Annotated in this window: 29 protein-coding genes and 1 riboswitch; of the genes, 12 read left to right on the top strand and 17 right to left on the bottom strand. The window is 41.7% G+C overall.

All coding sequences use genetic code 11. From position 1 onward, the window contains the following. On the top strand, positions 1 to 370 hold a 370-nt coding region (locus KHB02_RS23430; RefSeq protein WP_241114041.1), incomplete at its 5' end, for a DMT family transporter. Between the two features lie 57 nt (positions 371 to 427). On the opposite strand, the gene KHB02_RS23425 is transcribed toward KHB02_RS23430, so the two are convergent. Next, a complete protein-coding gene (locus KHB02_RS23425) occupies positions 428 to 1363 on the bottom strand; it encodes a COX15/CtaA family protein (RefSeq protein ID WP_213146458.1) in 936 nt (311 codons plus the stop codon). 161 nt (positions 1364 to 1524) lie between these two features. Here KHB02_RS23425 and KHB02_RS23420 point away from each other — a divergent pair, with 161 nt between their 5' ends. After that, positions 1525 to 1917, top strand: a complete 393-nt coding sequence (locus KHB02_RS23420) for a YuzC family spore coat inner layer protein (RefSeq protein ID WP_241114040.1) — start codon at positions 1525 to 1527, stop codon at positions 1915 to 1917. 53 nt (positions 1918 to 1970) lie between these two features. Here KHB02_RS23420 and KHB02_RS23415 read toward each other — a convergent pair whose 3' ends face one another. Further along, on the bottom strand, positions 1971 to 4202 hold the full coding sequence (locus KHB02_RS23415; protein WP_241114043.1) for a bifunctional diguanylate cyclase/phosphodiesterase: 2232 nt from the start codon (positions 4200 to 4202) through the stop codon (positions 1971 to 1973). Between the two features lie 270 nt (positions 4203 to 4472). Between KHB02_RS23415 and KHB02_RS23410 the strand changes: the two genes are divergently transcribed. Beyond that, positions 4473 to 4985 carry a DoxX family membrane protein gene (locus KHB02_RS23410; RefSeq protein WP_213146456.1) on the top strand — a complete coding sequence of 171 codons (513 nt, stop codon included), beginning with the start codon at positions 4473 to 4475 and terminating at the stop codon, positions 4983 to 4985. Positions 4986 to 5029: 44 nt separating this feature from the next. On the opposite strand, the gene KHB02_RS23405 is transcribed toward KHB02_RS23410, so the two are convergent. From KHB02_RS23405 to KHB02_RS23370, 8 genes are all read right to left on the bottom strand, one after another. Next, positions 5030 to 6688 carry a glycoside hydrolase family 13 protein gene (locus KHB02_RS23405; RefSeq protein ID WP_213146455.1) on the bottom strand — a complete coding sequence of 553 codons (1659 nt, stop codon included), beginning with the start codon at positions 6686 to 6688 and terminating at the stop codon, positions 5030 to 5032. 41 nt (positions 6689 to 6729) lie between these two features. Continuing rightward, complete coding sequence (locus tag KHB02_RS23400) at positions 6730 to 7749, bottom strand: LacI family DNA-binding transcriptional regulator (RefSeq protein ID WP_213146454.1); 1020 nt, start codon at positions 7747 to 7749, stop codon at positions 6730 to 6732. A 51-nt stretch (positions 7750 to 7800) separates the two neighbouring features. Then, a complete protein-coding gene (locus KHB02_RS23395; RefSeq protein ID WP_213146453.1) occupies positions 7801 to 8613 on the bottom strand; it encodes a carbohydrate ABC transporter permease in 813 nt (270 codons plus the stop codon). Next, positions 8613 to 9473: a carbohydrate ABC transporter permease gene (locus KHB02_RS23390; protein WP_213146749.1), complete on the bottom strand. Its 861-nt coding sequence runs from the start codon at positions 9471 to 9473 to the stop codon at positions 8613 to 8615. The genes KHB02_RS23395 and KHB02_RS23390 overlap by 1 nt, the downstream gene beginning before the upstream one ends. Before the next feature lie 180 nt (positions 9474 to 9653). Then, positions 9654 to 10958: an ABC transporter substrate-binding protein gene (locus KHB02_RS23385; RefSeq protein ID WP_213146748.1), complete on the bottom strand. Its 1305-nt coding sequence runs from the start codon at positions 10956 to 10958 to the stop codon at positions 9654 to 9656. 455 nt (positions 10959 to 11413) lie between these two features. After that, on the bottom strand, positions 11414 to 13081 hold the full coding sequence (locus KHB02_RS23380) for a glycoside hydrolase family 13 protein (RefSeq protein ID WP_213146452.1): 1668 nt from the start codon (positions 13079 to 13081) through the stop codon (positions 11414 to 11416). A 109-nt stretch (positions 13082 to 13190) separates the two neighbouring features. Next, positions 13191 to 13337, bottom strand: coding sequence for a hypothetical protein (locus KHB02_RS23375; RefSeq protein WP_213146451.1), 147 nt, complete (start codon positions 13335 to 13337; stop codon positions 13191 to 13193). 103 nt (positions 13338 to 13440) lie between these two features. After that, positions 13441 to 13833, bottom strand: coding sequence for a globin domain-containing protein (locus KHB02_RS23370; protein ID WP_213146450.1), 393 nt, complete (start codon positions 13831 to 13833; stop codon positions 13441 to 13443). A gap of 207 nt (positions 13834 to 14040) precedes the next feature. Here KHB02_RS23370 and KHB02_RS23365 point away from each other — a divergent pair, with 207 nt between their 5' ends. Further along, positions 14041 to 14400: a DMT family transporter gene (locus tag KHB02_RS23365; RefSeq protein ID WP_213146449.1), complete on the top strand. Its 360-nt coding sequence runs from the start codon at positions 14041 to 14043 to the stop codon at positions 14398 to 14400. Position 14401: 1 nt separating this feature from the next. Continuing rightward, positions 14402 to 14716 carry a DMT family transporter gene (locus tag KHB02_RS23360; RefSeq protein ID WP_213146448.1) on the top strand — a complete coding sequence of 105 codons (315 nt, stop codon included), beginning with the start codon at positions 14402 to 14404 and terminating at the stop codon, positions 14714 to 14716. Positions 14717 to 14945: 229 nt separating this feature from the next. On the opposite strand, the gene KHB02_RS23355 is transcribed toward KHB02_RS23360, so the two are convergent. Together KHB02_RS23355 and KHB02_RS23350 are read right to left on the bottom strand one after the other, a co-directional pair. Then, complete coding sequence (locus KHB02_RS23355) at positions 14946 to 16388, bottom strand: glycoside hydrolase family 1 protein (RefSeq protein ID WP_213146447.1); 1443 nt, start codon at positions 16386 to 16388, stop codon at positions 14946 to 14948. A gap of 200 nt (positions 16389 to 16588) precedes the next feature. Beyond that, entirely contained in the window at positions 16589 to 16777 is a 189-nt protein-coding gene (locus KHB02_RS23350) for a DUF4177 domain-containing protein (RefSeq protein WP_213146446.1), read from the bottom strand. A gap of 103 nt (positions 16778 to 16880) precedes the next feature. After that, positions 16881 to 16925: riboswitch (PreQ1 riboswitch) on the top strand. Positions 16926 to 16949: 24 nt separating this feature from the next. On the opposite strand from KHB02_RS23350, the gene KHB02_RS23345 reads away from it, so the two are divergent. Together KHB02_RS23345 and KHB02_RS23340 are read left to right on the top strand one after the other, a co-directional pair. Beyond that, a complete protein-coding gene (locus KHB02_RS23345) occupies positions 16950 to 17474 on the top strand; it encodes a QueT transporter family protein (RefSeq protein WP_213146747.1) in 525 nt (174 codons plus the stop codon). A 126-nt stretch (positions 17475 to 17600) separates the two neighbouring features. Then, positions 17601 to 18125 carry a DinB family protein gene (locus KHB02_RS23340; RefSeq protein WP_213146445.1) on the top strand — a complete coding sequence of 175 codons (525 nt, stop codon included), beginning with the start codon at positions 17601 to 17603 and terminating at the stop codon, positions 18123 to 18125. Positions 18126 to 18181: 56 nt separating this feature from the next. Here the strand turns inward: KHB02_RS23340 and KHB02_RS23335 are convergent, their stop codons facing one another. Then, entirely contained in the window at positions 18182 to 19060 is an 879-nt protein-coding gene (locus KHB02_RS23335) for a LysR family transcriptional regulator (protein ID WP_213146444.1), read from the bottom strand. A 108-nt stretch (positions 19061 to 19168) separates the two neighbouring features. Between KHB02_RS23335 and KHB02_RS23330 the strand changes: the two genes are divergently transcribed. The 3 genes from KHB02_RS23330 to KHB02_RS23320 all read left to right on the top strand — a co-directional run bounded on the left by KHB02_RS23330 (position 19169) and on the right by KHB02_RS23320 (position 21909). Further along, positions 19169 to 20257 (top strand): citrate synthase/methylcitrate synthase, encoded by a 1089-nt coding sequence (locus tag KHB02_RS23330; RefSeq protein WP_213146443.1) that lies wholly within the window; start codon positions 19169 to 19171, stop codon positions 20255 to 20257. 200 nt (positions 20258 to 20457) lie between these two features. Then, positions 20458 to 20889: a VOC family protein gene (locus KHB02_RS23325; protein WP_213146442.1), complete on the top strand. Its 432-nt coding sequence runs from the start codon at positions 20458 to 20460 to the stop codon at positions 20887 to 20889. A 147-nt stretch (positions 20890 to 21036) separates the two neighbouring features. After that, entirely contained in the window at positions 21037 to 21909 is an 873-nt protein-coding gene (locus KHB02_RS23320) for an SDR family oxidoreductase (protein WP_213146441.1), read from the top strand. 108 nt (positions 21910 to 22017) lie between these two features. Here the strand turns inward: KHB02_RS23320 and KHB02_RS23315 are convergent, their stop codons facing one another. Genes KHB02_RS23315 through KHB02_RS23305 form a run of 3 tightly spaced genes read right to left on the bottom strand, consistent with a single transcriptional unit; the run spans position 22018 to position 23988 of the window. Beyond that, a complete protein-coding gene (locus KHB02_RS23315; RefSeq protein WP_241114039.1) occupies positions 22018 to 22635 on the bottom strand; it encodes an exonuclease domain-containing protein in 618 nt (205 codons plus the stop codon). Positions 22636 to 22691: 56 nt separating this feature from the next. Then, a complete protein-coding gene (locus KHB02_RS23310) occupies positions 22692 to 23267 on the bottom strand; it encodes a TetR/AcrR family transcriptional regulator (RefSeq protein ID WP_213146440.1) in 576 nt (191 codons plus the stop codon). A 1-nt stretch (position 23268) separates the two neighbouring features. Then, positions 23269 to 23988: an MBL fold metallo-hydrolase gene (locus tag KHB02_RS23305; RefSeq protein ID WP_213146439.1), complete on the bottom strand. Its 720-nt coding sequence runs from the start codon at positions 23986 to 23988 to the stop codon at positions 23269 to 23271. 243 nt (positions 23989 to 24231) lie between these two features. On the opposite strand from KHB02_RS23305, the gene KHB02_RS23300 reads away from it, so the two are divergent. Further along, complete coding sequence (locus KHB02_RS23300) at positions 24232 to 24741, top strand: DoxX family protein (RefSeq protein WP_213146438.1); 510 nt, start codon at positions 24232 to 24234, stop codon at positions 24739 to 24741. A gap of 252 nt (positions 24742 to 24993) precedes the next feature. Continuing rightward, the gene (locus KHB02_RS23295) at positions 24994 to 25503 is read left to right on the top strand and encodes a DoxX family protein (protein ID WP_213146437.1); all 510 of its coding nucleotides are present in this window, start codon (positions 24994 to 24996) and stop codon (positions 25501 to 25503) included. A gap of 53 nt (positions 25504 to 25556) precedes the next feature. Here KHB02_RS23295 and KHB02_RS23290 read toward each other — a convergent pair whose 3' ends face one another. Further along, positions 25557 to 25778, bottom strand: a complete 222-nt coding sequence (locus KHB02_RS23290; protein ID WP_213146436.1) for a hypothetical protein — start codon at positions 25776 to 25778, stop codon at positions 25557 to 25559. Positions 25779 to 25915 lie beyond the last annotated feature (137 nt).

The raw sequence follows: 25915 nt of genomic DNA, 5'->3' as shown, positions 1-25915 counted from the left end.
TGTATTATTTTTCCTAAGTTTAGTTATGGAGCCAGGCGGGTTAAAGGAATTATCTAACGGGTCCTTCGGTATTTGGATGATTTTTCTCGCTTCCGCCGTATTCGCCACTGCGATTGGCCATATGATTTACAATTATGCGGTAAGCAAGGTTGGCGTAACGGAAGCAGCCATCTTCATCAACTTCGAGCCCTTCTTTACCTTAGTCGGCGCGGTGACGATTCTTGGAGAAAATATATCCGTAGCGCAGATCCTTGGGTTCCTCCTTATTTTATTTGGAGTGTTATTTGGCTCTGGGGCGCTCGAGGAGTTCCTTCATCAGTCGCGGCGGAAAAAGAAAACGGTGTATGGCGGAAAGGCAAAGCATTTATAATTTCTAAAAAATCGCAGGCGCTTGAAAAGTCATTTTTCAAGCGCCTTCTGAATTAAATTAGTCAAAACTTTTCCTGTCTCCCTGCGGCCTAATCTCTTTAAGGCCGGAAACCGGCACAACTGCTCTTCCACTTAAATAAATCCTTGCCTCGCTGACAATCGCAAACAGGGCGGTTCCAATAGCAAGGTGAAGGACAGCCCACGGGATGGAAATCGAAGTTTCAATAACGGCTGCACCAATAACCAATTGAAATAAGACAGTTAATGTCCCCAACAATAAACGTTTCTGAAGACTCCTTCCCCATTTTTTTGAAAAAGACCAGTATGTCAAAAATAGGATGTAAACTGCGGAAATACCGGCAAGACCACGGTGGAGAGTTTGCAACAACTCTGGTGTGCTTGAAGGAAAAAATGTTTGCCGGCAGCCAAGCCACCCGCAAGCCATACCAAACGATTCATGTTTAATATAAGCGCCAAATGCAAGTGTACATGTCAGAAGAATGAGTAATATGTTCAAATGGATAATAGCGGTTTGAGCCTTTTCAGTAATGTAGGCAACCCGACTAGCCTGATTTTGAAATCCCGGGTATCTCCAAATCCAAATTAAGCAAGCAAGAAAAGCAAAAGCGATGGTGAGATGGATGGTAATAATGATGGATGGCAAATCGCGGACTACAACAATCGCACCAAGCAGGATTTGAATAATAAGAAGCCCTAACATCGAAAAAGCGGCTAAACGGACAACTTGCTCCTTCTTTGCCCTGAAAAGCTTCACAAATAGCACCAGGGATAGAATTCCAAGAAGCGCACCAATTACCCGATGACCAAACTCGATTAAGGTGGCCCCTTTTAATACAGGAACTACTTCCCCATTACATAACGGCCATTCCGGCCCACAGCCCATTCCGGAATTAGAGGAAGCCACATAGCCGCCAAACACAATTAAGAAATACGTGAGAAGCATACAAATAAATGCTAACCGTTTGATTGTCACCTTTCGTCCTCCAATTCGGGGAAAATTTTGAATCTATTTACAATTTAACAAAAACGGACAATCATTTCGGTGATATGCATCACGATTCTGCCGCTAGGAACCAAATTTCCGCCTTAAACATACCGTATACTGCTATGCTGTTTTGCTATAAAAGGAGTGTTATGATGTATTACAACCCTTTTCATTATCCTGTAAATCCTCCAATGACATATTATCCTGCCTACACCATACACTTTCCTCCGCCAAGGGCCTACCCGCCAGTGGATACGAAAATTTTTGAACAATCCATCAAGTCTTTCCGTGTTTTAATGAGGCAGGGGAGCCTGCTGCTCGATCGGCTTAGTGATGTCGGATTTGCCCGCAAAATCATGAACGCCGCCCAGCAAGGGAAGCACGCCGAGGTTGACAGCCTCATTAAATCGATTGGACTCACCATTCCTGTTGGCACAAGGTTTACGCCATCAGGTGTAGCTTTCATCCTCACTACACCAGCCACTCAGGCTCAGCCTGCTGACTGCTGCACTTTATCTATTAACATGAAATGGGGGCAATGAATTCCCTGCCGAACGGCAGCCAGCGATATTTTCAAAATAAAAAGTGGTACCCATTAAAAACGGATACCACTTTTATTGCGTTCAAGATACATCTCAATCTCGTCTGCCGGTAATGGTTTGCTGAATAAGTAGCCTTGGCCGACAGCACAGTCATTTTGCCGCAGGAACTCCAATTGATGTCCGGTTTCAATGCCTTCTGCGATGACTATATAATTCAGGTTTAACCCCATATCAATAATTGTTTTTACCAGCATTTCTTGGCTTACAAGGAAAGGTACATCCTGAACAAAGGATTTATCGATTTTGATTTTATGAATGGGAAGACGGTTTAAATAGCTTAACGAGGAATAACCCGTCCCGAAATCGTCAATGGATAAAAGCACTCCCATCCTCTCCAATTGATGAAGGATGTAAGACGATCTTTGCAGATTCTGCATGATGCTCTCCGTGATTTCCAATTCAAGAAGCCCTGCATCGAGTCCTATTTCTTCCAAAACCGCTGCAGTATATTCAATAAAATGGTCATCTTCGAACTGGCGTACCGATACATTGACAGCGATTGGAAAATCCGCTATTCCCGCTTTGCTCCAATCCTTCCTTTGTCTGCAGGCTTCCCTAAGAACCCATTTGCCAATTGGGACAATCAGCCCCGTCTCCTCCGCAAGCGGAATAAATTCAGAGGGTGAAACAAAGCCGTATTCCGGGTGATCCCAGCGGATTAATGCCTCCATTCCCACGATTTCCCCGGTTGTCAAGGAAAATTGCGGCTGATAATAGAGCATCAACTGATTGAATTCCAATGCTTTACGCAGGCCATTTTCCAATTCCATCTTTCGAACTGATATTCCATTTAAACTAGATGAATAAAATTGAAAGTTATTCCCGCGCTCTTTTGCCTTATACATGGCGGTATCGGCATTTTTTATTAAGCTTTCCTCATCCGCGCCATCTTCAGGATAAAGACTAATTCCTATACTTGTTGAGACAAAGAATTCCTGATTATTTACGCAGAAGGGCTTGGAAAAGGCATTTAGGATTTTTTCGGCTATATAGGTCACTTGCTCCTTATCGATGTCTTCAAGTAAAATGATAAATTCATCTCCACCCTGCCGTGAAACAATCCCATTCTGTTGAACTGCACCTTGCAGTCTGGCTGCTGCCATTTGCAGGATTATATCCCCAATAGAATGGCCTTTCGTATCGTTAATAATCTTAAAGCGATCCAAGTCTAAAAATAACACAGCCGGTTTTTGGTGTTGGTGATTTGTTACTGCCTCAGTTAAGTGGGCCTTAAAGCTGTTTCGATTTGGCAAGCCGGTTAACGCGTCATAGTAAGCCATTGTTTTAATCGTTTGCTCTGCCCTTTTCCTTTCCGTAATATCCCTGCCGACAATTTGCACAGCAAATCTGCCTTCGAAAAGAATTGGGGTTGAAGCCATTTCGACATCTATTAATTCACCATCAAGCCGTTTTACCTGAAATTCGAAACTTACTCTTTCCTGAATAGGGTTATCATAGGATCCAACCCTCCTTCGAATTGTCCGGATAATGTTATTGGGAACATAATTTAATGGCGACTTGCCAATCAGTTCCTCCGGATAGGCTGCGCCCATCAGCCTCCATCCAGCCTCGTTAATATATTCAATTTTCTCCTCACTAACAACAGCGATGATGTCAGGGGACATTTCTACTAAACTGCGATAGCGGTCCTCACTTTCCTTCCGGTCGGTAATATCAAATAGTACACTACTAAAATAAACAAAGTTTCCTTTGGAATCCAAAGTCGGGAAACCCCTGTCATAAATCCATCTCACCTCACCGTTAGGCCGGATAATTCGATACTCACTTGTAACTGTTTCCCCAAGTGCTATTTTATGCTCACGTTCAGATATGATCGGTAAATCATCCGAAAAAATGACCTTTTTCCATAAAGCATGGTCATGATAAAAGTCTTCTAACGATACTCCATACAATTTTTCTATCCCTTGGGTAATGAAAAGCTGATTGGTTTTGAGGTCATGGGACCAAATCGCTACATCTAGGGAATCATAAATATTTTTTAACTTTTGTTCATTTTTTTCATATTCTAATGATTTTTTCCCCATTTCCTTTAAAGTGACCAGGAGAAAAGGGATGGCACATACAATCACCGCAATGGTTGTAAAGTGAAATAGTTTAATAGATGGAAAATTGAAAGAAACAATTAAATCAAGTAGCTCTGAAAAAACAAGCAAACAAATGATGACCATCCACTTTATTCGAAAATTTGCCAATTTCATTTCCATCAACGTTCTTTCCCCTTTTTTCGCTTCGAAAATCATTAATTTTAAAATAACAAAAAACATCTAACTTTACAATTGTTGTTACAGCGAAAGTGGCAGCGTTTTCAATGACAAAAAATGCGAGCATCCGCTTTGAATTTTGTACCGTTCAAGGAACTGTCAAAACATTTCGAACAAACTTTGAACTTATTACTATAGCCATGTTTTTTACTGAAAAATTCTATATATTGGAAGTAGAAAGAAACAAATAAATTTTGAAAGGTGGAATGAGTTATGTTTAACAAATTCTTAAGGGAGAACAAAGTCTCCGCAGCCATCTTACTTGTTATCCGCTTATACCTTGGTTACGCTTGGTTCACAGCAGGTCTTCATAAATTAACAGGCGGCTTCGATGCAGCAGGATTCTTAAAAGGAGTGACAGCAAACCCTGTAAAAGGTCCAGATGGAGCTGTTGTTTACGGCTGGTATGTAGATTTCTTAAAAGGTGTGGCCCTGCCAAACGTAGATCTCTTCAACTTTATCGTCCCTTGGGGTGAAATGTTGGTTGGTCTGGGATTGATGCTTGGATGTTTGACAACTGCTGCTATGTTCTTCGGTCTTGTGATGAACTTCGCCTTCTTCTTAGCCGGAACTGTATCTCATAACCCTACTGACATCTTCCTTGGCTTTATCATTCTAGCAGCCGGCTATAACGCAGGACGATTTGGCTTAGATTATTGGGTAGTACCTTTCCTTAGAAAGATTGGCAAAAAGAATGCAGCTGATAAACCAAAAGTAACAGTGTAACAACTTAAGCAAAAAGACGATTCGGCTTTCCGAATCGTCTTTTATTATTTCAAGCGATATACCCTTGTTTCATATGGTTTTAAAATTGGTTCGCTCGTTTTTGGAACTTCATAATTATGAAGCAGCAAGGAGCTATTTTCAAAGTTAACTCCTTTTACCTTTGCCTTACTATCTGAAAGGTTGGCAATTACCAGCACCTTTTCCTTACCAAGTGTTCTGGTGTAGGCAAATATTTGTGGGTCTTTTGCCAAAAGTAAATCATACGTGCCATACGTAAACACTTCATTGGCCTTTTTCAAGCGGATCATTTTTTTGTAAAAATTCAATATGGAGTCCTGGTCGTGTTCTTGTGCCGCCACATTGATTTTGCGATAATTTGGATTGACCTTTAGCCATGGGGTTCCGACGCTAAATCCAGCATTTACTTCATTTGACCACTGCATCGGCGTCCGGGAATTATCGCGGCCGCTCGCCCAGATTATCTCCATGATGTCCTCATGTGGTACACCATCCGCCCGTTTCAAGCGGTACATATTTTTTGCCGAAACATCATCATAATCCTCAATGGAATCAAAGCGGACGTTAGTCATGCCGATTTCCTGGCCTTGATAAATAAATGGCGTCCCCTGCATCAGAAAATAAATCGCAGCAAAGGCAGTGGCACTTTCCTGCCAGTATTCCTTATCATTTCCCCAGGTGGAGACTACGCGGGCCTTGTCGTGGTTTTCAATAAAAAGGGCATTCCAGCCGCTCCCTTCCAGCCCTTTCTGCCAGCGCGACAGGACATCCTTAAATTCTACTATATCCAGTTCTTTTTTTACCTCAGCATCCCAAAGGGCAAGGTGCTCGAATTGAAAAATCATGTTGAATTTGCCCTGCTGTTCCCCGACCCAAAGCTCAACGTCCTTAGCATCATCAGCGGTGACACCATTTGCTTCACCAACCGTCATAATGTCATATTTGGAGAACGTCTCTTCCTTTAATTCCTGAAGAAAATCGTGTATCCCGGTCACGTTCATCATTTTTTCAAAGCACGGAACAAAGGGAAGCCCCTTTGGATTCGGCATGTCGGGGAGGCCGGCTTCCTTTTTGATATGGCTGATGGCATCGACGCGGAATCCGTCAATCCCTTTATCAAGCCACCAATTTACTGTTTGATAGAGGGCTTGGCGGACCTCTTCATTTTCCCAATTAAGGTCAGGCTGTTTTTTTGAGAAAAGGTGCATGTAATATTGGTCAGTTGTTTCATCATATTCCCAAGCAGGCCCGGAAAAAATGCTTTCCCAGTTATTCGGTTCCTTTCCGCCCTTACCGTCGCGCCAAATATACCAGTCGCGCTTCGGATCGTCCTTAGAGGCGCGGGATTCAACAAACCATGGGTGTTCATCGCTCGTGTGGTTGATGACTAAATCAAGGATTAGCTTCATCCCTCGGCGGTGGGTTTCTTGTAAAAGCAAATCAAAATCCGCCATCGTTCCAAACTCTTTCATGATTTCCTGATAATTGCTGATATCGTAGCCGTTATCATCATTTGGTGACTCGAACATTGGGCAGACCCAGATGACGTCGATTCCTAAATCCTTAAGGTAATCAAGCTTCGTGATGATCCCCTGGATATCGCCAATCCCGTCACCGTTCGAATCCATAAAGCTGCGCGGGTATATTTGATAGGCCACCGCTTCTTTCCACCATAATTTATTCATATCTTCCTCACTGACTTTCTATTTGTAATACTTGTTAGTAGTTAGCTTTTTGGGGCGCAGGATTTCCGTTCAATCAACTTCGTCGGTATGGTGATGCGTTTTGGCAGGGTGTCTTGGTGTTCAATTTTTTCAATTAAACATTGCGTTGCCACCTGGCCCAGTTGAAAGGTGCCGATATCCACTGACGTTAATGGAGGCTTCGAGTGCTCCGATAATGAAAGGTTATTAAAGCTGATAATCGAAATATCTTCGGGCACCCGGATGTTCAAAGCATCCAAGTGGCTGATGATTTCATACGCCATTAAATCGTCCTGGGTGACAAATGCAGTTGGCCGCACTTCCAAATTAATCAAAGATTGAATGGCATCCCGTCCATTTTCATTAACAAACCTTTCATGAACCAAATAGGCTTCATTTACGGGAAGACCGGCTTCTGTTAAAGCCATTCGATAACCATTTAAACGGTCATGAGCGACAACAAAGTCCAAATTCCCGCCCACGAAGGCAATGTTTTTATGACCAAGGTCAATCAAATATTTTGTCACCTGATTAGTTATAAAAATATTATCGTTGTCAACATACGTAATTCGTTCTTCATAGGTGCTTGGCCGGCCCACTACGGTAAATGGGAAGTCTATTTCCGCAAGGTACTGCATGGTGCGATCATTAACCCGTGAATATAACATGACAATCCCATCGACCCGTCTCCCATTTACCATCGACAGCACTTCCTCGTGAATCTCCTCCTCCGTTGAACCTGTGGAAAGGTAAATCCCGTATCTGCTGTCATGGGCATTCATGCTGATTCCTCGTAAGACTTCAGGGAAGAACGGGTTGCGGAAAGCATGATAGGCTGAGTTCGGCATAATGACACCGATCGTTTGGGTGCTTTTGGCGGCCAGACTTCTTGCTTGCAAATTAGGATAGTATCCTAATTCCTCCATGACCTCTTTCACACGCCTCTTAGTCTTCTCACTGATTCTCGGATTGTTGGCTATCACCCGAGAAACCGTTGAGGGCGCCACATTAGCTGCCTTTGCTACATCCTTAATCGTTACCACAGTGCTTCCCCCTAAGCCAATAAAGTTTGCTTCTATTATATAGTAAATTTGTTATTTAACTGCACCTTCGGAAATCCCTTTAATAATTTCACGCTGAGCAAAGAAATAAGCGATGATGACTGGAATAATCGCAATGGTTAGTCCGGCAAGGGCCAGATGCCACTGCTTCGTATACTCTCCAAAGAAGAAGAACATCTTGAGCGGAATCGTCTCCATCCCTTCCTGGTTAATAACCAAGGATGGAAGCAGGTAGTCATTCCAAATCCAGATCGTATTTAAAATCGCAACGGTGACCGTAATCGGTTTTAACATTGGGAAGATGATATACCAGAAGATTTGGAAGCGGTTAGCTCCGTCAATAGTTGCCGCTTCATCCAATGATTTTGGAATGCTATTTAATGTACCATGATATAAAAAGATCGATAAACTGGCGCCAAATCCGAGGTACATAAAGATAATGCCAGCCCGGTTTAACATTTCTAATTTCCCAAATATCGTCACCAATGGAATCATAACTGATTGGAACGGGATCAGCATTGCTGCAACAAACAGGAAGAATATAAAACTACTGATTTTGCTTTTATTCCGCGATAAAGCATATGCTGCCATCGATGAAAAAACAATGATCACCAGTACGCTGACTACTGTAATCAATACGGAATTCATGAAAGTTTGAAGAAAATTGAGCTCCGTAAAGGCTTCGATATAGTTATCGAAGTTAAAGCCTGCCGGAAGCTTTAGTGTATCCTCGAACATTTCACGCTTTGTTTTAAAGGAGTTCACAATCATTAAGTAAAAGGGAGAGAGCCAGATAAGACCTAATATAATACCTAGGATCTCAATGGGCCATTTATTTTTCCTCATTACATTTCAACCTCCCTCTTCTTATTGATGTATACCTGTGTTAAGGAAATGACAGCAACAATCACAAAGAAAATAACCGCTTTTGCCTGCGCATACGCCATTTCACTTTCAGTAAAGGCCGTTTTAAAAATTTCCATTGCCACCATTTGTGTGGAGTTATATGGTCCTCCGCCAGTAAGCGATAGGTTTTGGTCGTAAAGCTTGAACGTATTGGACAAAGTCAGGAACATGCTGACTGTAAAAGCAGGTGCGACTAATGGGAAAATAATGTAGCGGAGACGTTGGAATGGACTTGCTCCGTCAATTTCTGCTGCTTCTATCAATTCACCAGGCACGCCTTCCAAATAGGCAATGTAGATGACCATGATGTATCCGGACATCTGCCAGCTCATTAAAATGACAAGTCCCCAGAAACCTGTTTGGGTAGTAGAAAGCCAGCCTTCTAAACTTTGAATTCCAAACACTGAACCAATTCCAGCAAACACTTTAATGAAAATAAACTGCCAGATAAAACCAAGAATCAAACCGCCAATTAAGTTTGGCATAAAGAAAATCGTTCTTAAGAACTTATTGGATTTAATTTTTGAAGTGACAATAAGGGCTAAAGATAATCCAAAAAGGTTAATCAGAATAATGGAAACCACTGAAAATTTCACGGTAAACCACATGGAATCTAAAAATTCCTTATCATCCAAAATGGCCAAATAATTCTCAAGGCCGACGAAACTGCCCACTTCGATTCCGTTCCAATTAGTAAAAGAATAATATATACCAAATACCAGCGGGACGATCACAACCATGGATAAGGCCAAAAGAACCGGTGCTAAAAATAGCCAATAGGATAAATCCCGAGTACGCATCATGGTAAAAAACCTCCAAGCAATAATCTCTATCTCTCGTTTTATAATGAGAGAAAAGGGGCTGATTGATAAGGGGAAGCTTCCTTACGAACCAGCCGCTTGTCTCTCAAACAATAATGGGTCCTTTTGTTAAGGACCCATTATAAATTTGTGTTAGAACAACGCCTCAGCGTTCATTGATTATTTATTTCTGGATTTCTCCCAGGCTGCTTGAGTAGCTTTCACAACATCTTCCCACTTAGCTTCTTTGCTCAAGTATTTCTGGATTTGTACGCCAAGCTCGTTTTGTCCCCAGCCAGTTGGGTAACCCATGAATGTCCAGCCGATTGTTTTGCCATCTTGGGCATATTGATAAATTTCTTTTGAAAGCGGATCGCTGATTTTTGATGCATCAAAGCCATCATAAGCAGGGATAAATTTAAAATCGTTGATAACCGCTGCTTTGCCTTCGTCAGAAGTATATAGCCAGTCTAGGAATTTCTTCGCTTCAGCAACAGTTGCTTTGTCCTTGTTGCTGTTTACGCCCCAGTACATTGGAATCCCTACAGGAATCGCATCTTCTTTGTAGCCTTCAACAGGGATTGGCAGGATGCCGATGCCTTTTTGGGCAAATTCCTTGTCAATGCCTTCGATGGAGCCATATACCCAGTTACCTTGCTGGATCAATGCTACTTTTTGCAGGGAGAACAATTCTTCAACCTGCTTAGAGTAATCTAAGCTTACAGTTGGCTGTACAGAATAATCATTTTGCAGATCAAGTACTTTCTTGAATGCATCGCCGTATTTGAAGTCAACCTTTTTCGCGTTATATGCGTTTAATACGTTGTTATCAAATTCCGGAGCAAGGAACGCATTGGATAAGTGAAGACCAGTTACCCAAGTTTCTTTACCAGGAAGAGCAAATACCGCTTCAAGTCCAAGTTCTTTTTTCTTGGAATCTAATGTTTTAACTGCTTTTTCTAGGTCAGCATAACTTTTGATTGATTTTGCATCAATGCCGGCTTTTTCAAATACAGCTTTGTTGTAAATCAAACCGTAGCCCTCTTGGTTGTACGGTAAACCAAGAATTTTTCCGTCCTTTGATACTCCGTCAAGAGTACCTTTTAGGGCAGCTTTTGATGCTTCAGTATCAGAAAGGTCAGCAAGTTTCTTCTGCCAATCTTCTACGTCCTGCGGACCGCCAATGTTATAGATGGCTGGTTCTTTGCCGGAAGCAAATTTGGATTTAAGGGCCGCACCATAATCTTCACCGCCGCCAACAGTCGTGATATTGATTTTTACACCCTTGTGTTCTTGCTCATATTTCTTAGCAACTGTTTCAAATTGCTTTTTAAATTCAACCTTAAATTGGAAAACATCAATTGTCACATTGCCTTTTGAACTTTCGTTGGAAGAGCCCTTATCAGCGTTTCCACAGCCAGTTAAAAGAAGGCTTAGCGATAAAACCCCTGCACCTATGCCGGAAAATAACTTTTTCTTGTTCATCATTTACCCCCATGCTTTGCATAATAATTTTTGGTCCATCGTCTTTTGCGCAGCTACCATATTGACAGAGATGTTGGTAGTATTGACAGATACGACTTCTGTTACTCTAGTAAAGATTTGCGAAATCGTTTGCACAATTCCGTATAGTAAAAAATCTAACTACTTTGTTAAAGGAAAGTCGAAATTGTCATCTATCAAAATACTATTTTGCGAAATCGTTTGCGCAAAAGTGCAAAAAAACATAATAAATCTAGCAGGCAACAATTCAATTTAACTGCGTATAACAGCCTTTGTCTATTTAGACCCCCTATCTCATTATGTAGCAATTAGTGAAAACGTTTGCACTAATCGGTAGATTCATAGTAACACTTCTGGGCTAAATGTGCAAACATTTTTTTGCAGAGCCTGGATCCCCACTCTTTATCAGGACAGTTCGGGTTCAGGCCCCTGGTTAATTAGCGTGTTAAAACGACTACTTCAAATGGCCGGAGTTTTTCTATGTTTGAGCCTTCGTAATTTGAAAGAATGACGTTGTAATCAGAAATTCTTGTCAAAAGTTCATTCTCTATAGCCACGTCCTTATCCCCAAAATTGCAAATAACAATCACGCATTCTTCTTTCCATTTACGTTCATAAGCAAACAATTCGGGGTGGTCTTCAAGCAGCAATTGAAAATCACCTTCGGCAATGATGTCCAGTTCCTTTCTTAAGGCGATTAATTTTTGATAAAAATAAAATATAGAATTCTTATCATCTAGAGCATTCTTCACATTTACTTCTTGATACCTCGGGTTCACCTTAATCCAAGGGGTTCCCGTGGTGAAGCCTGCATGTTCCGAATCATCCCATTGTATCGGGGTTCTGGCATTATCCCTTCCCTTTGCATAAATGGAGGCCATGATTTCCTCATGGGAATATCCTTGAGATGTCCGTTCATTGTACATATTAATCGTCTCAATATCACGGTAATCTTTAAAAGATTTGAATTTTACATTGGTCATGCCGATTTCCTCGCCTTGGTAAATATAAGGTGTTCCTTGCATAAAGTGCAGGCACGCGGCCAGCATTTTTGCTGATTCCACCCGATATTCTTCGTCATTGCCAAAACGCGAGACAATCCGAGGCTGATCGTGATTGTTCCAGTACAGGCTGTTCCAGCCCCTGTTATGTATAGCTGTTTGCCATTTGGCCAAGTTTTCTTTTAAATCGAGGAGATTTAAAGGCTTGAGATTCCACTTTCCACCGGGTGCGCTGTCAAGGTCCATATGCTCAAACGTAAAAATCATGTTCACTTCACGGCGGTTTGGATTCGTATAAAGAACTGCATCCTCTGGAGTGGTTCCAGGCATTTCCCCGACTGAGATGGTTGGGTACTGGGACAATACTTCTTTATTCATTTCTTGTAAAAACTCATGAATTCTAGGGCCATTCATAAAATAAGGAGCGCCGTCACCAAATAATTGCCCGCTATGCTGCACTCCATCCGGCAGCCCTGGAGCTTTGGAAATCATGTTGATGACATCCATCCGGAAGCCGTCGACACCCTTTTCAAGCCAGAACTTCATCATCTGGTAAACCTCTTGGCGAACCTTTGGGTTTTCCCAATTTAAGTCGGGCTGTTTTTTTGAAAAAAGGTGCAAATAATATTCATTCGTCGCCTCATCGTATTCCCAGGCCGGGCCGCTGAAAAAAGACCCCCAGTTATTCGGTTCTTTTCCGTCCTTGCCTTCCCGCCAAATATAGTAATCACGATAAGGATTGTCCTTAGATTGTTTAGATTGGACAAACCACTCATGTTCATCAGAAGTATGATTGACGACTAGGTCCATCATTAACTTCATATCCCGCTTATGAATTTCTTCAAGAAGCCGGTCAAAATCAGCCATCGTTCCAAATTCGTTCATGATTTCCTGATAGTTCCGGATATCATAGCCGTTATCATCGTTGGGCGAATCATAGATCGGACTCAGCCAGATGATATCGACACCTAGTAATTTTAGATAATCCAGTTTTTCAATAATCCCCGGAAGGTCTCCAATTCCATCCCCGTTCAAATCACGGAAGCTGCGCGGATAGATTTGATAAACGACGCTTTTTTTCCACCATTGGTCAGTTGTATTCATTTTTGCTGCTCCTTCCCTTCAATAACACCTACATCATAACACAACGGTCTCATTTTGAAAGGGCTGCCAATACAAAATAAAAGCAACCCGAATGGCTGCTTTTTGCCTGTTAATCCTGTTGCTCCGTTGATTTTTGTTCTGCAATACTGCCTTTCATTGATTCAGCAATTTTTTCGTTCATTTTTATTTGTTCAGTATCTAATTTGGTATCCCAAATACTGTAGGGGATTGAATTGGGAGTGTTTTTCTTTGCCATTTTTCAAGCACCTCCAATTTCTATCATTTCTTTTATCAATAAAACTATGCAGGATGATTTGGGCATAAAAAAGATCCTCTGTGTTTATGAGGATCTTCACGATTTATTCATGGTCAGGGCTATTCACCATAATGCCGGCTACTTGAGTTAAGCGTTCATAGAATGCCTTACCTGCAGGAAGCTGGTCAAGGCCGATTTCTTGAAATGCTTCCTTCATGCAGCGAAGCCAGCATTTCGCCCGTTTTGGTGTCACTTCGAATGGGAGATGGCGGTGTTGCATTGCAGGTGGGCCAAATTCCTGGCTGTAGAGTGCCGGACCGCCTGTAAATTGCGGCAGAAACATTTTCTGCTTCCGTTTGATTTCTTCCATATCCCCTTCAAATAATGGAGCTAAATCAGGATCGGCATAGACGCGCGGATAGAAAGCTTCCACCAGTTTATCAATCGTCTCTTGGCCGCCGATTTCCGAATAAAGTGTTTTTAGTTGGTATTCCAAAGTTCTACACCTTCCTCTGCAAAATTTTCCCTGTTTTTATTATTATACTGATTTACCTGACGGTGTTTCGTGATTTATATCACACTTTCTAACGAATACACAATTTCCCATTGTGTTTAATTCGGTTTGAATCAATTTTTTTAGCGATTGTGATATCCTAATATACTATAGGTTAAGCTAGCTTGTAAAAAAGCTGGCTTTCATGAAGTGAGACGATTGAAAAAAGCTTGGTTATTTGTAGCTTTAACTTGTTTATTTGAATTGATGTGGGTGTATGGATTTAATGTCGCTGAAACCTGGTGGCAGTGGGCAATCGTCATCGCGATTATTTTTACCGATTTTCACTTTCTACCGGAAGCCTGCAAAGAATTGCCGACTGGAACAGTTTATGCCGTTTTTTCCGGTGTTGGGACGATTGGGACCGTTATGATGGATGTCTTCCTTTTTGGGGAAGGATTCAACAGCGGCAAGCTTTTGTTTATCGCGATTATTGTGCTTGGGGTGATTGGTTTGAATTTGGCGGACAACACGGATGGGAAAAAAGAAACGGCGAAGGAGGCTGCCTAAGGTGGGGTGGTTATTTGTCGTTTTGGCAAGTGCAAGTGAGATTATTGGTGCCGCCGGGTTAAAATTGTACAGTCAGCAGAAAACATTGAGAAATGGCGTGCTCTATATTGGCGGGTTCAGCGCATCGTTCGGATTTTTATATACGTCTTTTCAATATTTGCAGGTTAGTATCGCTTACGCTGTCTGGATTGGGGTCGGGACGGCTGGCGCGGTTTTAATTAATATGTTTTTATTCGGTGAGTCGAAAAATACCGGGCGGTTTGTCAGTGTTGGGTTGATTATTGTGGGAGTTATCGGGTTGCGTTCAGTATCTTAGTGTGCTGAAAACTCAAGAATTTGCGGATTTTACATTGGGGAAAATTATATCTGCGAATTATTGGAATATATCTGCGAATTTTTCATTTTATCTGCGAATTTCTGATTATATCTGCGAATTTTTCAAAATATCCGCGGATTTTCAATTATATCTGCGAATCCAAAAATAACGCCACTGCCACATACAAATAGAAAAATCGGTACCTAATAAGATACCGATTTTTTTATTGTTATAATTGCTCCCCATTGGTAGCAATGACATTTTTATACCAATGATATGACTTTTTAGGTTTGCGCTCTAATGTTCCGCTGCCGTCATCGTGTTTATCGACATAGATAAAGCCGTAGCGCTTGGACATTTGACCAGTTGACATACTGACCAGGTCGATACAGCCCCAGCTTGTATAGCCCATTAGCTCTACACCATCTTCAATAGCCTCCCCCATGGCTTTTATATGTTCACGCAAGTAATCTATCCGGTGATTATCGTTGATGGTACCGTCTTCCTCCACTTGGTCATACGCCCCTAAGCCATTTTCCACAACAAATAGCGGCACCTGGTATCTTCCATACAGCCTGTTTAAGCTGATCCGCAAACCGACAGGGTCAATCTCCCAGCCCCAATCGCTTGCTTTCAGGAATGGGTTCTTCACTCCTCCGACAATATTTCCATTTGCCTTTTCCTCTTCAGCCTTAACTTTTTTATCAGTACGGGACATGTAATAGCTTAAGCCAATATAATCTACCGTTCCTTGTTTGATTAATTCCAAGTCCCCATCCTGAATCTCAAGTTCAACACTATGCTCTTTAAAGAAGCGCTGAATGAAGGCTGGGTACTCGCCGCGCACATGAACATCTGCACAAAAATAATTGAACAGTTCCTCTTCTTTTAAGGCAAAGAGGACATTTTCCGGATTACTATCGTAGGAATAAACAGGTGCAAACAGGATCATACAGCCAATTTTTGCATCTGGAATGATTTGCTTACAGGCTTTTACGGCTATCGCACTGGCCACAAATTGATGGTGAAATGCCTGGAAGGTCTGTTGGTATCGGACTTCTTCGTTTTGAGGAGAGAAGCCCATACTCATGATTGGCATCTTTAAGGCACCATTAATTTCATTAAAGGTCATCCAATATTTCACTTTATCCTTATAGCGATTAAAAAGCGCCGTTGCATATCTTTCAAAGAAAGTAACCACCTGACGGCTTCTCCAGCCTCCGTATTCTTTGACCAAATGCAGCGGCATTTCATAGTGCGAGATGGTCACTACGGGCTCAATTCCGTACTTATGTAATTCATCAAAGACCCGGTCATAAAAAGCCAAACCCGCTTCATTCGGTTCTAACTCATCACCATTTGGAAAAATTCTCGTCCACGCAATCGACATCCGAAATACTTTGAAGCCCATTTCCGCAAACAAAGCGATATCTTCCTTGTAACGATGGTAAAAATCAATCGCTTCATGGTTTGGGTACCTATACTTCTCATGGTCAATTTCAAAGTTAAATCCAGGTGACATCAATATTTTAAGCCGCTCTTTCCCCCCAGGTAGAACATCAGAGATATTCAAACCTTTATTGCCTTCTCGAAATCCGCCTTCTATTTGATTGGCAGCAGTTGCGCCGCCCCATAGAAATCCTTCGGGGAAACTTTGTTGATTACGTTCCATTAAAAAATCATCCTTTTCTTTAAATATCAATTATGTACTTTCTTTATTATTCTTTTTTTTGCCTGAAAGATGTCCGTCAGAGGAAAATATAAGCAAAGGGGCTGACACAAAGTTTCCTCGTCAGCCCCAATAGTTTGATTACAATTTCTCTCCGTTGTTTGCAATGACCTCCTTTATACTAGTAGAAGCTAGTTCCTTCTTTAATCTATTTTTCTTTCGAATATGGCTTCATAATAAGCTGCAGACCCATATGCCGCAATTCCCGGCGCAAAAATCTGGATCAGTCTCCAGCCGTTTTTGGCATTTTGTTGAATGATTTCATGGTAATCTTCCTTAGGTTTTCCGCTTAACTTGCTTAATTCAATTCTTTCAAATTTATATTCGTACATAGTTCTCCTCCGCAACAATATTTTTTATATTCCCATTATCCCAAAAACTGTCATTGACTGCCATTTTTTCATGTAATATTATAATAGTTTGTTAGTATTTTTACCTTTAGTGGTTCGAGAACCTCCCACTATAAAAAACTAAGGAGAAATGAATATGGAAAAAACAACAAACATGCTAGACGCCCAGTACGCGACGGGCACATCGAGCAGCAAGGTAAGGGAAATCGTTGTAAACGGAATTATTGCGGCGCTGTACATTGCGGTTTCGGCATTAATTCAGCCATTCGGGTTTACCCAGGTGCAATTCCGCGTTTCAGAGATGTTTAACCATCTCGTCGTTTTCAACAAAAAGTATTTATACGGGATTATTTTAGGGGTATTTTTAACGAATTTATTCTTCTCACCAATGAAGGCGTATGACCTTATTTTCGGTGTAGGGCAGTCATTGATTGCTTTGGTGATTACGATTTTGTGTGCACGGTTTATTAAAGGAATTTGGACACGGATGATTGTGAATACATTGGTGTTCACCTTTACGATGTTCCTCATTGCGATTGAACTGCATTTAGCGTTCGATCTGCCATTCCTGTTTACATGGTTAACAACGGCAGTTGGGGAATTCGTTGTGATGGCTGTCGGCATGCCGGTCATGTATTTCATTAACAAGCGCGTTCATTTTGATAAAATCTTTAAATAAATTTTATGAGCTGTTGCCTTAAGGGGACTCCCTAAGGCGGCAGCTCTTTTTTTATGGTATTTAATTGAAAAAAATTCTAAAATGAAGATAGTTATTTTTTCAGAATCTTTGAAAGGGGTTTTTCGAATGTTGCAGCGACCTAATAACAATGAGTTTCCAGATTATTATGTACCGTATGTTCAGTTAGTTCCAGAAGGAGATTTATTGCAGGTTCTTAAGGAAAGTCTTGAAAAAGTGGTTTCTCTTTTCGAAGGGATTTCAGAGGAAGATGCGCAATTCCGCTATGAACCTGGTAAATGGAGGATGAAGGAAGTGCTTGGCCATATGGCAGATACCGAGAGGATTATGAGCTACCGCCTGCTTCGAGTTGGCCGCGGCGACAAGACTCCATTAGCAGGGTTTGACGAGAATGATTATGTGGCTGGAGCACAAATGGGCGAGCTGCCACTAAAATCTATCCTTGCTGACTTCATCGCAGTCAGGAAAGCAACTATCACGCTGATCGAAAACATTCCAGAGTCAGCCTGGACAAATGTCGGCAACGCCAATGGCACGGAGGTCACCACCCGCGCCATCGCCTACATCATCGCCGGCCATGCAATCCACCACCTCAGCATCGTGACAGACCGATACTTAACTAATTTGAAATAACGGGTGGTGTCAGGCACCGCTCGTGGACAGTGTCCGCCTCAGGCGGACACTGTTTTTTAAATCCGATAGTTTGAGATAAACTCGAGAAATTCTTTTTGTTTGGAGTGGTCGTATTTCATGATGGCGTAGGTGTTTGCTTCGGGCAGGTGGATGGTTTGGCAGTCTACTTCTAAGAGCCTCCCTTCTAGCAGCTCTCTTCTGACCGTTGATGTCGGAAGGAAAGAGACACCCAGCCCTTCAACGATGAATCTTTTTGTAATGTGTACCTGTGATACTTTCATCATTTTTACCTTTGGATATTTGCTTTTTACCGCGTGGCAAAGAACATCCCAGTAACCTGGGTGATTATGGGTTAACAAATAGTTCGATGTTAGAACCTCTTCTTCATCTAACGGTGGTGCTGTTTCGGAATCTCTCCCATCGTGAGGCGCAACTAGCATAACCCTATCCCTATATAAAAGCTCACTAATCAATTCAGGATGAAGGCTGTGTAAACAGGACAGTCCGATATCAACTTCCTCCCTTAATACCGCTTCTTCGATACCAACGGATTCAATGATTTTAACCGAGATCTCCACTTCCGGATGCTTGTTTGTATAGCTTTTTAAAACATATGGCAGGATGGTATCTGCGATTAGAGGTGATATGGCAATGGAAAATTTCGTTGTGTAGCCTTGACTAAATGAGTGAATGTCCTCGAGTCCCCCCTGATAAACCTTTAACAGTTTTTTGGCATGAACCAAATATCTCCTCCCCGCTTCAGTTAGTTTTACTTTTTTTCCATCTCGATCAAATAATTGAATACCGAGCTCTTGTTCCAATTGTTTTATATGAACCGTTACAGATGGCTGTGAAATATAAAGGATTTCCGCCGTTCTGCGGAAATTCCCACAATCAGCTGCCGTAATAAACGTGTTAAGCCATTGGAATTCCATATTCTCCTCCTTATTAAAGAAATTAATCAATTCGTTTAAAATTATTTAATTTCATTAATCAAATTTATTATATAAACTATTAACAAATAAAGGAAGGAGAGATTTTGTATGATTCAGAAGGGTTTAAAAGGAATTGTCGCCGCCGAAACATTGATCAGTCATATTGATGGTGAAAAGGGAGAGCTTATTTATCGGGGATATGAAATCGGAAGGCTTACTAATCGTTACTCATTTGAAGAAGTTGCCTACCTGCTCTGGCACGGCTACTTACCTGATGATGCTCAGTTACGAGCTTTGAAAAATGAGTTAAAGAGCAACCGTGAACTTCCGGAAAATATAAAAAAGTTAATCGACCTGCTCCCTTTTGGTATGGACCTAATGAGTGTGATGAGAACAGCCATTTCAGCTGAAGCCGGGAATTTCAATTATGGCTGGAAGCCGACTGTGTCACAGGCTATTCGTATTACCGCCCTCGCCCCGTCAATCATTGCATACCGGCAAAGACAGCTGGAAGGTAAAGAGTTTGTTGCTCCGTTGAATGAATTGGATCATGTGGCTAATTACCTTTATATGCTTAATGGTTCGATCCCACTAGAAGCCCATGTGGAGGTACTCGAAACGTATATGATTTTGACACTTGAACATGGAATGAATGCCTCAACCTTTTCAGCAAGGGTTACGGCATCAACTGAATCTGATTTAGTATCAGCCGTTTCATCAGCGATTGGAACGATGAAAGGACCGCTTCATGGCGGCGCCCCTTCAGGAGTAATTGAACTTTTGGATGAGATTGCGGCGGCAGGTGATGCCGAAAAGGTAATGAGAGAAAAAATATTAAGAGGAGAAAAATTAATGGGGTTTGGCCATCGTGTGTACAAAACCCACGATCCGCGTGCCATTGCCTTAAAGGCCAAATTACGGGAGCTAGTTGGCCAGGATGCTTGGCTTGATCTTGCTATGGACGCAGAAAAAACCGCAGTAAGGGTGTTAGAGGAGTTAAAACCCGGCCGCTCCCTTTATACAAATGTAGAATTCTACGCCGCAGCCATCATGAAAGCCATCAACATGGAGGCAAACCTTTTCACACCAACCTTCACTGCAAGCAGAATCGTCGGCTGGACAGCCCACGTTCTGGAGCAAGCAGAAAACAATACCATCTACCGGCCGCAATCCAAATATATTGGAACACTAAAATAAATTCCAGACCATCCAATCCTCGTTGATTGTATCTTTTTTCAAGAAAAGTTATTGCGAACATTAGTTCTGTGTCTTATAATAAATTTATTGGTTAATAATAGAAATTGTGTTTCTTTATATGGCTGTTGGCCATTGGAGGCCTCATTATTGAAAGGTTAACTAATAAATTAAATTATGATTAATTCAGGGAGTGAATGTTCATGACAGTAAGATTGATACCCTATTTTGTAATGGCAGGAAATGCAAAGGAAGCAATTCAATTCTACCAACAGGCACTGGATGCCCAAGTTTTATTCCAGCAAAGTTTTGGTGACATGCCTGAAAATCCAGAATATCCTCTGCCTGCTGAAGCCAAGGATCTGGTAAGTCATGCGACCATTAAAGTTGGTGAGTCTGAAATTATGTTTTCTGACACCTTCCCTGGACAGGAGCATCAAAGCGGGACTCAAGTGACCATTTGCATTTCAACAAATGATGCTGAGCAAGCAAAGAAGATGTTTGAAGCCCTTTCAGAAGGCGGGAAAGTGGAGATGCCTCTGCAGGAAACCTTCTTCAGCCCTGCGTATGGTTCCGTAATCGATAAATTTGGCATATTTTTTCAAGTGTTTACGGAAGGAAAACCCCACGAATAATACACAAAGCGGCTCTGTTTGCAGCAATTGCAACAGAGCCTTTGTTGTTTAAAGAGCCTCCCAATACTAAGACTTATTTTTAAACATCATAATTTTCCTCATTTTTCTAACACTAACGAGAGATGAAAATCAATGGAGGGTTAGAAAATGAGCAGCAATAAAAGCCAAAAAAAGCAGACGTTTCCGCCGCAGCATCAAAACCATCAGCCGGGAACTGAGAGTGAAATGAACCCAAAGCCGATTTCCGTTAATTCCAACTATAAGCCGGCCGGAAAATTATCCGGAAAAACCGCGATTATTACTGGCGGTGACAGTGGAATTGGAAAATCAGTTGCGATTTATTTTGCTAAAGAAGGTGCAGATGTAGCAATTGTTTACCTAGAAGAACATCAGGATGCTGAGGAAACCAAAGGAATCATAGAAGCCGAAGGACGAAGATGTCTTCTCTTTTCTGGCGATATTGGCAATGAGGACTATTGCAAAGAGGTTGTGAAGAAAACAATTGATGAGTTCGGCGGATTGGATATTTTGGTTAACAACGCAGCGGAGCAGCACCCGCAGCCAAGTATTTTAAATATCACTTCAGCGCAGCTGGAAAAAACATTCAGGACCAATATTTTCTCCTATTTTTATATGACGAAAATGGCGCTTCCTTTTTTAAAGAAAGGAGCATCCATCATCAATACGGCTTCCATAACAGCTTACCATGGACATGAACAATTGCTTGATTATTCGGCCACAAAAGGAGCGATTGTCACCTTTACTCGTTCGTTAGCCCTTTCATTGGCGAAGCAGGGAATCCGCGTAAACGGGGTTGCCCCTGGTCCAATCTGGACTCCGCTTATTCCATCGACCTTTACGGCGGACCAGGTCGCCACTTTCGGATCAGATACTCCAATGGGGCGTGCCGGGCAGCCTCATGAACTGGCGCCAAGCTATGTTTTCTTAGCCTCAGAGGATTCGTCCTATATGAGCGGGCAAATGATTCATGTGAATGGTGGGACGATTATTAATGGGTAGAAAAAACGCATCGGGCTTACCGATGCGTTTTTTTCTGAAGCTCAGGCGCCTATTGGCGACTATTACACTCGTTTTTTCAATAGTTTGGGCAGCACAAATCGGATACAACTAACCCATCTTCGCTCTTGATGCAGCCGGCTGGTATTTTCTCATCGGTCCAAATTCAAGAACTTCTTGCAGATAAAGGTTACCTTTTGGACTTGTCCGCTTAAGCAATTCCATCAAATATGTAATATCGTCCATCGCTCTATGTGTTTGATAGTTTGTGATTTCATGGGCTTCCAAAAGGGTAATCAGCTTGCCATTTGGAAAGCCATACTGTTTCCAAGGCACATTCCTCATCGTGCAGAACCACTGCAAGTCATTTATTTCCGGGTACATGTGATAAAGGAAACTGCGGTCAAAGGAAGCATTGTGGGCAAAAACAGAATCAGCACGTTGAAAATAGGTTTTAACTTTTACATCATGAAAGCTTTTGCCCTGAACCAAATCATATGGTATTCCATGAACCCGATAAGCCCTATCATAATTCCTGCGTGCCGAGTTCGAAAGCGGCTCTCGCAAAAAGGAGTCTTCCTCCAAAATCTCTAATATTTCACCAGTTTCCGTACAGTAGGAAAATAACTTCAGGGCCAGTTCAATAACCTCATCAGTAGTCGGTCCCAGCCCCGTAGTTTCCACATCCAGCATTAATCCTAATTTCGCCTGTCTTTGCAAAGTGATCATTCCTTAAATCGAAAATTTCCTTTATTATACCAGATTCCCTTCACCCATCCCATAGCTTAAAAATTTCCACGCTGCTCTAATCCAACCATAAACGCTCTTATGACAATTTCCAGACTCTCATCCAAATCCAATGACATCTTGAATCCACCTCTTTGCTCTAGGGACGAGAATCCGTGCAGGACACTCCGCAGTCCCCTTACAGCATGGATGGTGAGATCACCTTCGAGATGAAAAGCCTGCAGGACCCGGACGGAAAGGTCGACTATTTTTGCCCCCGCCTGCTGGACATCAACATCCTCCGGATCCGGTGCCATCAAGGTGGCCTCATAGATTCCAGGATGTCTCCTGGCGAAGCTTACATAAGCCTGACTAATCGATAGCACCGCAACAATGCCTGACACCCCGATAGCTGTCTGGGCCAATTCATCATACAACATGTTGAGTCCATAGATAGCCAGCTTTTTCCTTAATCCTGGCAGTCCATCGAAATGATTATATAGAGAAGGCGGGCGAATGTTCAGCTCTTTTGCCAGATTTGCCAAGGTAACCTCCTGCATGCCATATTGGTCAGCAAGGTCCCCTGCCACTTCTAGTATCGCGGATAATTCAAGTCCAACTTTCGGTCTAGCCATTTTAATGCTCCTTTTTTCGTAATTTCTGTTCGAATTTATTGATTGCCATCGCCATGATTGCAACAGGGTTTTCTACCATTTCCCCGTGTCCGACAGCAAGTAAACTTGGGTTCAATTCAGCCAGTTTGCTAGCACTTTTTAGAGCGGTTTGTTTGCTCCACGTACCGAACGCGGGAAATGGAAACAGTGGTCTTATATCCCCTGCAACCGCTATGCCTCCTCTTGTCTGGAAGGCGTCACCTGCTACTAAAGCCTTCGTCCGCAAATCAAGAAATGATATCGACCCAGGTGTATGGCCCGGTGATTCAACCACCCTTAAGTGTCCAAGCTCATCCCCTTCCTTCAATAATACACTGGCTCTAGTTTTCAATTTCTTCGGCACACCGCCTTTAATCGGGGTCTGATCTTCATGGGAATCGAGGGAACGGTCGCCGCACATTAATCGGTTATCTCTCACCGAAATATAAACAGGGACGTCCGGCAGTCTTTCCTTTAACAAATCCATAGCTCCCACATGATCCTCATGGGCATGGGTTAAAACAATCTTTTTAATAGGTTTTCCAATTCTCTTGGCAGCCTGCAATATTCCCTTTGCACCAAACCCTAAGGCCGCATCAATTAGGGTTAAACCGTCGTCTTCGTCCACTAAATAGCAATTCACCGGAAACAAATTCGCCATAAACGTTACCTGATACAAATATCCCTTCTTGATCATTCTCATTATGACCAACCCCTTAACTAATATCGTTAGTTTTATTTTAACTAATAACCTTAGTTAAATCAAGATGTTTATTTGAAAAATTTTCCTAAACTATCTTCCCTTCCAGTATGTAACAAAGTGTTCAAAGCTTTTTGACTGATATGTGAATTAGTGAACAAAAAGCTCTCAATTCAAACTAAATTTGATATATTAACAGTGTAGAAATTATTTAAAACTTATAAACCTTTTAAGGAGATGTTTCAAATGTTTGCTCGTTGGTTAAGAGAAAACAAAATTGCCGCTGGTATTTTAACTGTCTTACGTTTATATCTTGGGTATTCTTGGTTCACCGCAGGTTTTCATAAATTAACTGGAGGATTCGATGCGGCAGGATTTTTAAAAGGCGTGACTGCTAACCCTGTAAAAGGTCCTGATGGTGCCGTTGTTTATGGCTGGTATGTGGAATTCCTTAAAGGCTTCGCCCTTCCAAACGTCGACATCTTTAACTTTATCGTTCCTTGGGGAGAAGTTTTAGTCGGCTTAGGATTAATGTTAGGCTGCTTAACAACTGCCGCTGCATTCTTTGCCTTAGTGATGAACTTTGCGTTCTTCCTTGCAGGAACTGTATCTCACATTCCTACTGACATTTTCCTTGGCGTGATTATCTTAGCTGCAGGCTACAACGCCGGTCACTTCGGTTTAGACCGCTTGGTTGTTCCATTCTTCCGTAAAGCAGTAATCAAAGGAAAAGAACCTATTAAACAAACCGCTTAACAACCATTAATCGCCCCAGTTCCAGCCGAACTGAGGCGATTTTATTTTGTTCTGCCCGAATTCTTTTCAGCCTGAGATCAGTCGATTTCCGCCTCCAGCATTTCCAATATCGTCATGTAACAAAGTGTTCAAAGCTTTTTGACCGATATGTGAATTAGCGTACAAAAACCTCTCAATTCAAATTAAATTTGCTATATTAACAGTGTAGAAATTATTCATTACTTATTAAACCTTTTTAAGGAGATGTTTCATATGTTTGCAAATTGGTTAAGAGAAAACAAAATTGCCGCTGGTATTTTAACTGTCTTACGTTTATATCTTGGGTATTCTTGGTTTACCGCAGGTTTTCATAAGTTAACAGGAGGATTCGACGCCGCAGGATTTTTAAAAGGAGTGACTGCTAACCCTGTAAAAGGTCCTGATGGTGCCGTTGTTTATGGCTGGTATGTGGAATTCTTAAAAGGCTTTGCCCTTCCTAACGTTGATATCTTTAACTTTATCGTTCCTTGGGGAGAAGTTTTAGTCGGATTAGGATTAATGTTAGGCTGCTTAACAACTGCCGCTGCGTTCTTTGCTTTAGTAATGAACTTTGCGTTCTTCCTTGCAGGAACTGTATCTCACATTCCTACTGACATTTTCCTTGGAGTGATTATCTTAGCCGCAGGCTACAATGCTGGCCGCATCGGATTAGACCGTTGGGTTGTTCCATTCTTCCGTAAAGCAGTTTTAAAAACAAACAACCCGGTTAAACATACTGCATAACTAAAAAACACCTCTATCTCAGCCTTGAGATGGAGGTGTTTGTCTTTTGTAGATTAATAGCTGCTATCTTCCTTGAAACTCTGTCTGTTAACGTACCAATTTGTAACCTGTGTCAGAATAGCAAAAACAGCAAAGAAATTCATTGCCCAAACGTTAATAAATGGCGTAAGGCCGCCGAATTCTATCGTAGCATAGCCTTTAAACTTCATGACAATCATGGATTCAATAAAAATCAAAATGAAACCTACAACACCTGCAACTGCCGCTCTTATCATTAGTAATCCCTCCGAAAAGTTTTTGCTATATACTCAAATGAATTTTTGTCTAAATTGTGAACTTGTTATACCCATTATATAGCAATTCAGAAGGAAACCAAAGTAAAAAAAATCACATTTTAAAAAAATAATTTGGT

This window comes from Neobacillus citreus, assembly GCF_018343545.2.
GTDB classification, from domain to species: domain Bacteria; phylum Bacillota; class Bacilli; order Bacillales; family Cytobacillaceae; genus Neobacillus; species Neobacillus citreus.
The sequence above is the reverse complement of the archived record's forward strand: the minus strand, read 5'-3'. Positions and strand labels throughout refer to the sequence as shown.

Excerpts from the sequence above, each read along its gene's own strand:
- KHB02_RS23390 (WP_213146749.1), bottom strand. The coding sequence starts at position 9,473 with ATGCGTACTCGGGATTTATCCTATTGGCTATTTTTAGCACCGGTTCTT.
- KHB02_RS23290 (WP_213146436.1), bottom strand. The coding sequence starts at position 25,778 with ATGATAAGAGCGGCAGTTGCAGGTGTTGTAGGTTTCATTTTGATTTTT.
- KHB02_RS23335 (WP_213146444.1), bottom strand. The coding sequence starts at position 19,060 with ATGGAATTCCAATGGCTTAACACGTTTATTACGGCAGCTGATTGTGGG.
- KHB02_RS23325 (WP_213146442.1), top strand. The coding sequence starts at position 20,458 with ATGACAGTAAGATTGATACCCTATTTTGTAATGGCAGGAAATGCAAAG.
- KHB02_RS23305 (WP_213146439.1), bottom strand. The coding sequence starts at position 23,988 with ATGAGAATGATCAAGAAGGGATATTTGTATCAGGTAACGTTTATGGCG.
- KHB02_RS23295 (WP_213146437.1), top strand. The coding sequence starts at position 24,994 with ATGTTTGCAAATTGGTTAAGAGAAAACAAAATTGCCGCTGGTATTTTA.
- KHB02_RS23415 (WP_241114043.1), bottom strand. The coding sequence starts at position 4,202 with ATGGAAATGAAATTGGCAAATTTTCGAATAAAGTGGATGGTCATCATT.
- KHB02_RS23385 (WP_213146748.1), bottom strand. The coding sequence starts at position 10,958 with ATGAACAAGAAAAAGTTATTTTCCGGCATAGGTGCAGGGGTTTTATCG.
- KHB02_RS23380 (WP_213146452.1), bottom strand. The coding sequence starts at position 13,081 with ATGAATACAACTGACCAATGGTGGAAAAAAAGCGTCGTTTATCAAATC.
- KHB02_RS23300 (WP_213146438.1), top strand. The coding sequence starts at position 24,232 with ATGTTTGCTCGTTGGTTAAGAGAAAACAAAATTGCCGCTGGTATTTTA.
- KHB02_RS23340 (WP_213146445.1), top strand. The coding sequence starts at position 17,601 with ATGTTGCAGCGACCTAATAACAATGAGTTTCCAGATTATTATGTACCG.
- KHB02_RS23395 (WP_213146453.1), bottom strand. The coding sequence starts at position 8,613 with ATGAGGAAAAATAAATGGCCCATTGAGATCCTAGGTATTATATTAGGT.
- KHB02_RS23320 (WP_213146441.1), top strand. The coding sequence starts at position 21,037 with ATGAGCAGCAATAAAAGCCAAAAAAAGCAGACGTTTCCGCCGCAGCAT.
- KHB02_RS23420 (WP_241114040.1), top strand. The coding sequence starts at position 1,525 with ATGATGTATTACAACCCTTTTCATTATCCTGTAAATCCTCCAATGACA.
- KHB02_RS23310 (WP_213146440.1), bottom strand. The coding sequence starts at position 23,267 with ATGGCTAGACCGAAAGTTGGACTTGAATTATCCGCGATACTAGAAGTG.
- KHB02_RS23330 (WP_213146443.1), top strand. The coding sequence starts at position 19,169 with ATGATTCAGAAGGGTTTAAAAGGAATTGTCGCCGCCGAAACATTGATC.
- KHB02_RS23350 (WP_213146446.1), bottom strand. The coding sequence starts at position 16,777 with ATGTACGAATATAAATTTGAAAGAATTGAATTAAGCAAGTTAAGCGGA.
- KHB02_RS23410 (WP_213146456.1), top strand. The coding sequence starts at position 4,473 with ATGTTTAACAAATTCTTAAGGGAGAACAAAGTCTCCGCAGCCATCTTA.
- KHB02_RS23355 (WP_213146447.1), bottom strand. The coding sequence starts at position 16,388 with ATGGAACGTAATCAACAAAGTTTCCCCGAAGGATTTCTATGGGGCGGC.
- KHB02_RS23345 (WP_213146747.1), top strand. The coding sequence starts at position 16,950 with ATGCTAGACGCCCAGTACGCGACGGGCACATCGAGCAGCAAGGTAAGG.
- KHB02_RS23375 (WP_213146451.1), bottom strand. The coding sequence starts at position 13,337 with ATGGCAAAGAAAAACACTCCCAATTCAATCCCCTACAGTATTTGGGAT.
- KHB02_RS23315 (WP_241114039.1), bottom strand. The coding sequence starts at position 22,635 with ATGATCACTTTGCAAAGACAGGCGAAATTAGGATTAATGCTGGATGTG.
- KHB02_RS23405 (WP_213146455.1), bottom strand. The coding sequence starts at position 6,688 with ATGAATAAATTATGGTGGAAAGAAGCGGTGGCCTATCAAATATACCCG.